The sequence below is a fragment of the Nocardia donostiensis genome, from assembly GCF_002081715.1.
Classification (GTDB): Bacteria; Actinomycetota; Actinomycetes; order Mycobacteriales; family Mycobacteriaceae; genus Nocardia; species Nocardia donostiensis.
Map to the genome: position 1 here is coordinate 26,112 of NZ_MUKP01000049.1, position 8,419 is coordinate 34,530.

At 66.3% G+C, this 8,419-nt stretch carries 10 protein-coding genes and 1 pseudogene; 5 read left to right on the plus strand and 6 right to left on the minus strand.

What is annotated here, in order from left to right:
- Positions 1-20 precede the first annotated feature (20 nt).
- Both B0T44_RS22800 and B0T44_RS28275 read right to left on the minus strand, forming a co-directional pair.
- Positions 21-1,019 (minus strand): LysR family transcriptional regulator, encoded by a 999-nt coding sequence (locus B0T44_RS22800; RefSeq protein WP_077116690.1) that lies wholly within the window; start codon positions 1,017-1,019, stop codon positions 21-23.
- Positions 1,020-1,149: 130 nt separating this feature from the next.
- Positions 1,150-1,416: a hypothetical protein gene (locus B0T44_RS28275; RefSeq protein ID WP_077116691.1), complete on the minus strand. Its 267-nt coding sequence runs from the start codon at positions 1,414-1,416 to the stop codon at positions 1,150-1,152.
- A 66-nt stretch (positions 1,417-1,482) separates the two neighbouring features.
- On the opposite strand from B0T44_RS28275, the gene B0T44_RS28280 reads away from it, so the two are divergent.
- Positions 1,483-1,608 (plus strand): Rv1535 domain-containing protein, encoded by a 126-nt coding sequence (locus B0T44_RS28280; RefSeq protein WP_245839114.1) that lies wholly within the window; start codon positions 1,483-1,485, stop codon positions 1,606-1,608.
- A gap of 38 nt (positions 1,609-1,646) precedes the next feature.
- On the opposite strand, the gene B0T44_RS22815 is transcribed toward B0T44_RS28280, so the two are convergent.
- Entirely contained in the window at positions 1,647-1,958 is a 312-nt protein-coding gene (locus B0T44_RS22815) for a hypothetical protein (protein WP_077116693.1), read from the minus strand.
- Positions 1,959-2,545: 587 nt separating this feature from the next.
- Between B0T44_RS22815 and B0T44_RS22820 the strand changes: the two genes are divergently transcribed.
- Entirely contained in the window at positions 2,546-3,802 is a 1,257-nt protein-coding gene (locus B0T44_RS22820; protein WP_081512553.1) for a Glu/Leu/Phe/Val dehydrogenase dimerization domain-containing protein, read from the plus strand.
- A 121-nt stretch (positions 3,803-3,923) separates the two neighbouring features.
- On the opposite strand, the pseudogene B0T44_RS28285 reads toward B0T44_RS22820, so the two are convergent.
- Both B0T44_RS28285 and B0T44_RS22830 read right to left on the minus strand, forming a co-directional pair.
- Positions 3,924-4,196, minus strand: a pseudogene (locus B0T44_RS28285) (AMP-binding enzyme); the annotation flags it as partial.
- Between the two features lie 88 nt (positions 4,197-4,284).
- Positions 4,285-5,022, minus strand: a complete 738-nt coding sequence (locus B0T44_RS22830; protein ID WP_139347798.1) for a GNAT family N-acetyltransferase — start codon at positions 5,020-5,022, stop codon at positions 4,285-4,287.
- 289 nt (positions 5,023-5,311) lie between these two features.
- On the opposite strand from B0T44_RS22830, the gene B0T44_RS28620 reads away from it, so the two are divergent.
- From B0T44_RS28620 to B0T44_RS22845, 3 genes are all read left to right on the plus strand, one after another.
- On the plus strand, positions 5,312-5,710 hold the full coding sequence (locus B0T44_RS28620) for a LuxR C-terminal-related transcriptional regulator (protein WP_081512555.1): 399 nt from the start codon (positions 5,312-5,314) through the stop codon (positions 5,708-5,710).
- A gap of 13 nt (positions 5,711-5,723) precedes the next feature.
- Positions 5,724-6,137 carry a hypothetical protein gene (locus tag B0T44_RS22840; RefSeq protein ID WP_077116695.1) on the plus strand — a complete coding sequence of 138 codons (414 nt, stop codon included), beginning with the start codon at positions 5,724-5,726 and terminating at the stop codon, positions 6,135-6,137.
- Between the two features lie 273 nt (positions 6,138-6,410).
- Positions 6,411-7,109 carry a GOLPH3/VPS74 family protein gene (locus tag B0T44_RS22845; protein WP_077116696.1) on the plus strand — a complete coding sequence of 233 codons (699 nt, stop codon included), beginning with the start codon at positions 6,411-6,413 and terminating at the stop codon, positions 7,107-7,109.
- 381 nt (positions 7,110-7,490) lie between these two features.
- Here the strand turns inward: B0T44_RS22845 and B0T44_RS22850 are convergent.
- A partial coding sequence (locus tag B0T44_RS22850; protein WP_081512561.1) for a lipid-transfer protein occupies positions 7,491-8,419 on the minus strand: 929 nt, incomplete at its 5' end.

The following is an 8,419-nucleotide window of genomic DNA, read 5'->3' on the forward strand; positions in this document are numbered from 1 at the left end:
GGCCGATCGGGCCGGGTCGGTCAGCCGAGCCCCAGGCCCCTGTCGGTCGCTCCGTACGGCTTCGGCGGATGCGGCACGGGCTCCACGTCGGTCAGAGCGGGCAGCGCAGTGTCGGCGCCCAACCCCTTCTCCGCCGCGGCGGTCCGGATCGCGTCCACGACGAGCAGCAGCGCGGCCCGTCGTGCCGTGTTGGTACGGTAGGCCAGCGACACCGTCCGGGTGAGCATGTCGCCGAGCGCGACGATGTCCACCCCCGGCGGGCGCAGCGCCAGGCCCAGGTCGGATACCAACGTCACGCCCAATCCGGCCGCCACCATCGCCATCGCGGTCGCCTGCTCTTCCACCTCGTGGTCGATCCGTGGTTCCAGCCCGACGGACTGGAACGCCAACCGGACCGCGTGCCCGAAATGCGACCGGGCCGGCGCCAGAATCCACGGGTGCTCGGCCAGCTCGGCCAATGTCACGCTGGCCGCCGGTACCGCACCGGCCGGGACAGCGGCGTAGATCCGCTCGACCGCGATAATCGCGCGCTCCAGGCCGCGGTCCCAGGTCATCGGGTAGTTCGAGTAGTCGAGTACGAAGGACAGGTCTAGTGCGCCGTCGCGGACCGCCGCAGCAGTCGCCTCCGGGGCGAGCTCCCGCGTCCGCACCGAGATGCCCGGGTGGGTGCGCGCGAGGGCGGTGAGCGCGTCGGGCAGCAGGCCGGAGGCCACCGACGCCCACACGCCGGCAGTGAGCTTCGCCGTCACCGACTCCCCGGCATCCTCGAGAGCTTGGGTCGCGCGCTCGACCGAGGCGAGGATCTCCTCGGCGTGCTCGGCGAGCAGCACCCCGAGATCGGTGAGCTGCACCCGGCGCCCCCGCCGCTCGAACAGCCGGGTACCGACGTCGCGTTCCAACTGCGCGAGCTGCTGGGACACTGCCGACGCGGTGTAATGCAAAGCAGTCGCGGCCGCCGTGATCGTGCCGCGCCGGTGCAACTCGCGCAGCATTCGCAGGCGGGCCAGCGACAGGTCCATGAGACCGAGCCTAAGTGGTCTCGCCTGTGAGTTCGTCGGGGGTCAGGTCCAGGCTATTGGATCGCCCAGGTAGCGGCCGCGTTCGACGTCGAGAACCTCGTCAAGTGTGCGGGTGGATCCGGCCGGAGCACTACACCTCTTCGAGGGCTTCGCCGATTTCGTGGGCGACACGATTGTGCTCATTCTGCACCAGCCAATGCCCAGCTGCGAGGGCCAGCGCGACGGGCCATTCGATGATCTCTGCCGCGGCCAACGCACCAAGAGCGCCGTAGTACGCCAACTGCTCGGGCCGAGGGATGCGGGTCCGGCCGACCACCGGCAGGTCCACCGCGAAACCCTGCGCGGTCAGAACCCGATCGACGGCGTTTCGGTGATGTGTTTGTGTTTTTTCGGCCATTTGTTTCCTCCCGGTTACGGCTTGTTCGCGAATTCGATGCCTGCCCTGCGCACGGTGGTTGGTGTGATGAGAACTGGTGTAGGCATCGACTCGGACCCGTTGACGGGAGCGCTGACGCAGGTGCTGACCGTGCCGTTGCGCGAGCTGTATGCGGTGCTGTGGCGTGTAGGGGTCATCGAAATCGTCGATTGATCGCCCCGTTGCCGCCCTTGGCCCGGACACGGCACCCGCTAACGCTTGCTCGGCGTAGCCCGCGACCGGCCCGACTGCTGACCGAGCCGCCGGACCAGCAGGGCAGTGCCACCGACACCGAGAAGCACAGGCCAATCCACTAAACCTGCGGCACCAACCGCCGCCATGGTCAACACGGCCGCCGGTGTCGAGCGGCTACCTTCGGACAGCCCACTCTTCGCGCCGGACACGGCACCCTGTATGCCGCTGATGACGCCGTTGACGGCGGCACCGCTCACAGCCCCGGCCGCAGCCGTCGTAGCGTCGGCAGTCCGGGTGATCACGCCCACCACGCCTTCGGAAATGTTCATAGCCACTCCGTCGCGTCCGCTGCTGGGAAACCAATCAGCAAACCGAAGTATACCCCGAGTCGGAGCACGCTGCGTGAATCGCCAAAGGAGCACCCAGCGACTCGTCTTATTCCCTTTCCGCGCTATTGAGCAGGAAATACCGCACGAAATCCAGCCAAGTCACCACATGATCACGGCCCGAACCGCCGGTGAGCGAAGCAGTTGCAGTTCCCACCACTCGACGGTTCCGTTGCTTTCGGAAAACTTCCGGCAATCCACCGAGTCGTGACCACGAGATGGTCACGGAATCCGGTCGGCGGCGGATGACGTAGCCTCTCGAACCCACCAGCGAGCACACCCGCGCCGACGCCGCGGCACCGAACTGTCGGAGATACCGGCGAGGCCGCGCAGCGTTGTGCAGCAACGCTGAACACTGCCGTGAACAAACGGTAAATAGACGCGCGAACAGGTGCGAAGGCACGCTGGTTGGACTTGGACGCAATGCATCGGGCCGGGACGACAAGGGCGGGACAGGAAATCACGCAACCCAGCGTTTCCCTGTGCGTGGTGGTGACCCGGCACGAGCACGAAGAGGGAGGTGGTTCGCTATGACGACGACGCAGGACCCGGCCAGGGACACAGCGCTGGTGACCGCGCAAACCGTTCCGGCCATCCCCGCGGCAATCGCCGTCACCCCTGTGATCCGCCGCGCCGAGCCATATATGCGCCTGCAGTGGACGGACTCGATCACGGGCGCGGTCGGCTACCTTGTCGTGCACACCTTGCGGGCCGGTTTGGCCACCGGCGGCACCCGGATGCGGGCCGGTTGCACATTGAGCGAGGTCGAGGATCTGGCCCGCGGCATGGCCGACAAGACCGCCACCTTCGACCTGCCGGTCGGCGGCGCCAAGGGCGGGATCGACTTCGACCCCAAAGATCCGCGGGCCGTCGACGTGCTGGAGCGGTTCTGCGAGGCCATGCGCCCGTGGCTCGACTCGCACTGGGTGACCGCGGAAGACCTGGGGGTCCCCCAGCATCTGATCGACGAAATCTTCGCCAAGCTCGGCCTGGGTCAGAGCTACCACGCCGCGATCAATCGCGCCGACGATCCGGCTGCAACCCTGGCACGGGTCCGCAGCGGACTGAACGCAGCGGTCGAGGGAGGGTTCCTGCTGGGCGATGTGATCGGCGGCTACGGGGTCGCGCACGCCTGCCTCGCCGCCGCGGTCTGGTGGGGTCGCTCCCCCGCCCAGACGACCGTCGCGATCCAGGGCGTCGGCACCATGGGCGGGGCGGCGGCCTACTACCTGCACGAGGCCGGGATGCAGGTCACCACCGTGGCCGATGCCGCAGGCACCCTGCACTGCGCCGACGGGCTGGACGTCCCTGCGCTGCTGGCCCTGCGTGACGGCTACGGGGAAATCGACCGCTCCCGGCTGCCCGAGGGCATCGAGCAGCTGCCGCGCACCGCGATCCTGTCCTCCGACGTCGATATCCTGGTCCCGGCGGCGATCTCCTACGCGATCACGCCGGACAACTCGTTCGACATCCGGGCCCGCATCATCGTCGAGGCCGCGAACGCCGCCACCACACCGGAGGCGGAGGCCATGCTCGCCGCCCGCGGTGTCCCGGTGGTGCCGGACTTCGTCGCGAACGCCGGGGCCGTGGCCTGGGCCTGGTGGCTACTGCTCGGCCAGGTCGACGACACCCCGGAGAACTCGTTCGACCGGCTACGCACCGTCATGCACAGCAAGGTCGCGCAGCTACTGGCCGCGTGGGCCGACGCGGGCCGCACCCCGCGCGAGACCGGCCACCGCTGGGCCGACGACCCGTCGCCGGTCTCCAGTCCGGTCGTCATCCCCTGACGCAGGGCGCCGAGCTCACCGCGGCCGCAACCTCGCGCGGGCCACCTGATCGCATCCCGATCACCCTGTCGACGGGTGATCGGGATCGGTGAACATTCGGACGTAGCTCCCAGAGCCAGGCTCAGCTGGGTTCTGGTGTCAAGGTCAGCAAGGAAAGGGACCGTTCTCGCATCTCGACCCTTGCGGATTCTGCCGGTGACCGTCATCGGAAACTCGTCGACAACGACTACGTACCGCGGAATCTTGTAGTGCGCCAATCGATCGGTCGCGTACTTCCGTACCGCGCAGACATCGAGTGGGACAGCACCGGCACGCATCTTCACCCACACGCATAGTTCCTCCCCGTACTTTCGTCCGGGACACCGATCATCTGCACATCTTCTACGTCGGAGTGGTGGTTGTGCCAGTGGATCCGGGTGCCGTTTGTCGGTGGATTCGGGCGTCGATGGTCGAGTGAGCGGGGGCGGTGTGGTGAAATATGGCTAGGCCAGGGGTTTTTCGAAGGGGATCAGACCATTGGCGCGAGCTTCGGCTCCACGGTGGTCTGTGATTTCGGAGAAGTCGGCTGCACGGTACAGTGCAATAGCTTCAGGTTGCGCCGGGCCGGTAGTCAGGTACAACCGTTGGTAGCCGTGCTGGCGGGCAGCGGCTTCGAGTTCGCTGATGACCTTGCGTGCCAGGCCTTGGCGTCGGTGCTTTTCCGAGGTCCACATTCGTTTGAGCTCGGCTGTTTCGTGATCGAACCGCTGGATCCCTCCGCTTGCCACTACCCTCCCGTGGCGGTCCACCAGAACCAGCATTGTTCCGTGCGGTGGTTCAAGACTTTCCGCGGGGTGGCGTTTGAGGTGGGCCAGCACCTCAGACGGGCTCGAGCCCGGGTAGCCGAGACCGAGTAGCTTGTCACCGTAACGTTCGGAGTATTCGCGAGCCAGTGCTTCCAGCACCGGCTCGAACAGCGGATCGGCCTGGCTGACCTGGCGTACCTGCACCTGGTTGGCGAGTCTGTCCGGTGCGTGAGGCCTATCAGGTAAGCCTGCGCCCTCGCCGAAGTCGGTCTGGCCAAGCAGGCGAGCATTGTCGACATCGGTCGAGTCCTCAGCCTCGGCCACAGAGCGGAGTTTTCTCCCGAATCCCAGGTTGCCGAAAGCTTTTCCCACGCCGGTTGCGGCCTTGACAAGCCTTTCGGTGAGATGGCGAGCTATTGCGGCAGGATCGGGCACAGCTCATCCGTCGCTTTGCAAGTGCGTTGCGCTTGTCGGCGCACACAGCCTTCGAGCCGTCTGATGCTCACTACCACCAACTGCAACTAAATTTGCGCTTGTCCAAGAAAATGAAATTTATCATTCATGTAAATAGCTGTCCTGTTCACCCGTCGGACCTGCGCACCGCGCCGGTAGATCGCGTCGGTCGGATCCGGTCACCTCTACACCAGGGCACAGCGGTGAAAAAACGGGCCGTCACCACCGGCTTGGGCGACCGCTGGTTCGACGACTTCCAGCCGATGATCAGATGCCTCGCACGAGACATCGCCGCCCCTCTGCGGGCACAACTCTGGAAACGATCGCCAATCGTCTCAGCACAACCTGCACAGCGGGACCGGCCGTGCGCCTCACCCCGCGAGAGATCGAGGTCCTGAACCAGAGCGCTCCGGGCCGCAACAACCAGGAAACAGCCGAAAACCTCGGTCTGCGATCGAACACGATCAAGGCTTACCTGAAGACAGCCATCGGCCGAGAACTACCGCGCTGCCCACCGGCGAGAATCCGCGGCAATGGCACCTCATGGCATGTCAACTGCGCCAGGGCGCTCATCGCTCTTCACAACACTGAAGACGGGACTGCTGTGTCTCACCCTCCTCGTCAGCGACGAGCCGGGTCGAAGTGCAGCGACCGGGTACACGCGGCATGAAAGGAGTGTCGCCATGAGAACTTCCTCCTCCGGTCGCTACCCCGCCTGCGCCCGGCTCGCCGTCGGCGTGCTCCTCGCCGCGGTGCTCAGCGCGTGTACGGATGATTCCGGCGAGGATCGAGCGCCCCCGACGCCACTGCACCCCCCGGCACCGACGATGTCACCGGCTGCCGCCGAGCAGCTCTGCGAGATGATTCTCGTCGACCTCAGCACCTGGCAGGAGCACGGCCCCACCGTTGGCCGGATCGCCTTCGAGGGCTATGTCCACGCCTGGGCAGCCGAGTACGAGGGCGTTGATGCAGCCATCGTCCGGGATCCTTCCTTCGTCGATACCGTGACGATCCAGAATTGCCCCGACGTACGTAACCGGGCAATAAACGCACTCGACCTCGACGATCTGGCCTCCGGCCTGATCGGCTACACGTAATCCTGCGCAGCACGGCGGTTGCCGGACCGCACCACGGCAACCGCTGTTCGGCTGAGTGTCGGTCCGTAGTCGAGCATTCACGGGAGCGACTGGCTTCGAGCCGATGCGTGCTCCAACAACCGCTCGCACCCGCCGACCAGTAACAACGCGGACCAGCGACATATTCGTAGAACAGCAGGATCACACACTGGTAACCACGGGTCGTCGCCAGGGCCCGGCGCTCGCCGCGACCCTGACCTATCAGGGACCGCCGGAGGCGCTAGGGTCGGTGCCGTGACAGTTGCCGAGGATTTCTTGTTACTCGCCTACGACAACGACACCGGTAAACCCCGGATAGGTGGTACCGGTCTCACCACCGCACTGGCCGGGGCCGCCGTCGTGGAGCTCACACTCGATGGGGCTCTGCGCCTGACCGGATCCGAGGAACCCGGCATCAAGAAGGGTCGGCTGGTGTCGACCGGACAGCAGCCTGGCGACTCGAGGCTCGCCGAACTCATAACGGTATGCAACGGCCGTAAACCCAAAGACGCGATCAACAAGGTCGGCGACCTCGGATCCTGGCGCAGCCGCTCCCACGATCTGCGCGAAGCTCTGCTGCGTGATCTCGCCGACGCGGGCGAGATCACCGAGGTCAGGTGCAAGATCCTGGGGCTATTCCCGGCTACCGCGTGGAAACCGGTGCCGGACGGCGAGAAGGCCCGGATCCAACAGCGTGTCCACGCCGCGGTCGTCGACGAAATCGAACCCGACGACCGCACCGCCGCGTTGATCTCGATCCTGCACGCGGTCGGTGTGCTGCCCAAGCTGTTCCCCGGCTCCGACAAACGCGCGGTGCAACGACGCGGGAAAACAATCAGCGAGGGCGAGTGGGGCGGACCGGCCGTCCGGAAAGCCGTGCAGGAGGTACAGGCTGTCACCGTCGCCATCCTCGTGGCGGCCACGACCACGACGACCGTCGCAGGCGGCGGCTGAGATCTCCTCGTCAGCCGATGTGACGGGACGATGCGCCAGGCCAGTACGCCGGCGACCACGAGTAGGGCTGCCGCGAGATAGGACGTGAACTGCATGGCGGTGGTGAACGCGTGCGCCGCCCGAGTGAAGATATCGGAACCGCCGGCGCCACCGCGCCTACCAGCGAGCCCTCGACCACGGCGGCCAGTGTCGGATCGGTGCCTGGATCGAGATCCAGGTTCGCGCGATACTGCGCCAGCTGGACCGAGCCGAACACCGCGATGCCCAGCGGAGGCGCCCCGCGCGTTCTTTCGGCACGGCCCGCTGATCTTGCGCAAGATAGTGACGAGAGCCCGGCTATAGATGGGCTCTCTCGGAGAGCGGTTCTGGGTGTCTCAGGGCTCAGCGGGTGGCGATAATTGCCGAGCCGTGACCGAAGAGGCCTTGATTCACCGCAATACCTACGCGGGCGTCGTCCACTTGGCGACCCTCGGCTTGGCCACGCAACTGCCACGTGAGCTCGCAGACCTGGGCGATTGCCTGCGCGGGTATCGCCTCACCGAAACAGGCCAGCCCACCGCTGGGGTTCACCGGTACACGTCCGCCCAAGGTTGTTGCGCCGCTGCGTAATAGTTCCTCCGCGTTGCCGGTCTCGCAGAGCCCGATGTCCTCGTACCAGTCCAACTCCAGCGCGGTGGAGAGGTCATAAACTTCCGCGAAGGACAGGTCGGCGGGCCCGATCCCGGCCTCTTCGTACGCGGCGTACGCGACGGCGGAACGGAATTCGCGCGGCGGAGCCTCGACGGCCACGGCGGAGTCCGTCGCGAAATCCGGCAGATCGAGCACAGTTTTCGGGAACGTAGGCGTGACCGTCGACAGTGCCCGGACGCGGACCGGATCGGTGACGCCGTGGCGCCTCGCGTACTCCATCGATGTCAGCACCAGTGCGGCACCGCCGTCGCTGGTCGCGCAGATGTCCAGCAGCCGCAGCGGGTCCGAGACGATCGCCGAGGCGGCGACCTCCTCGGCCGAAACCTCCTTGCGGTAACGGGCATACGGGTTGTTCAGGCCGTGCCGGGCATTCTTCACCTTGACCGCGGCGAAATCGTCGAGCGTGGCACCGTGCAGCGCCATCCGTCTGCGGGCATACAGCGCGAAATAGATGGGGTTCGTCGCGCCGAGCAGGTGGAAACGCAACCAGTCCGGATCGTCGCGGCGTTCACCGCCGACCGGCTGGAAGAAGCCCTTCGGCGTGGCATCCGCGCCGACCACCAGCGCCACGTCGCACAACCCGGCCAGAATCTGGGCGCGCGCGTTGGCGATGGCCTGGG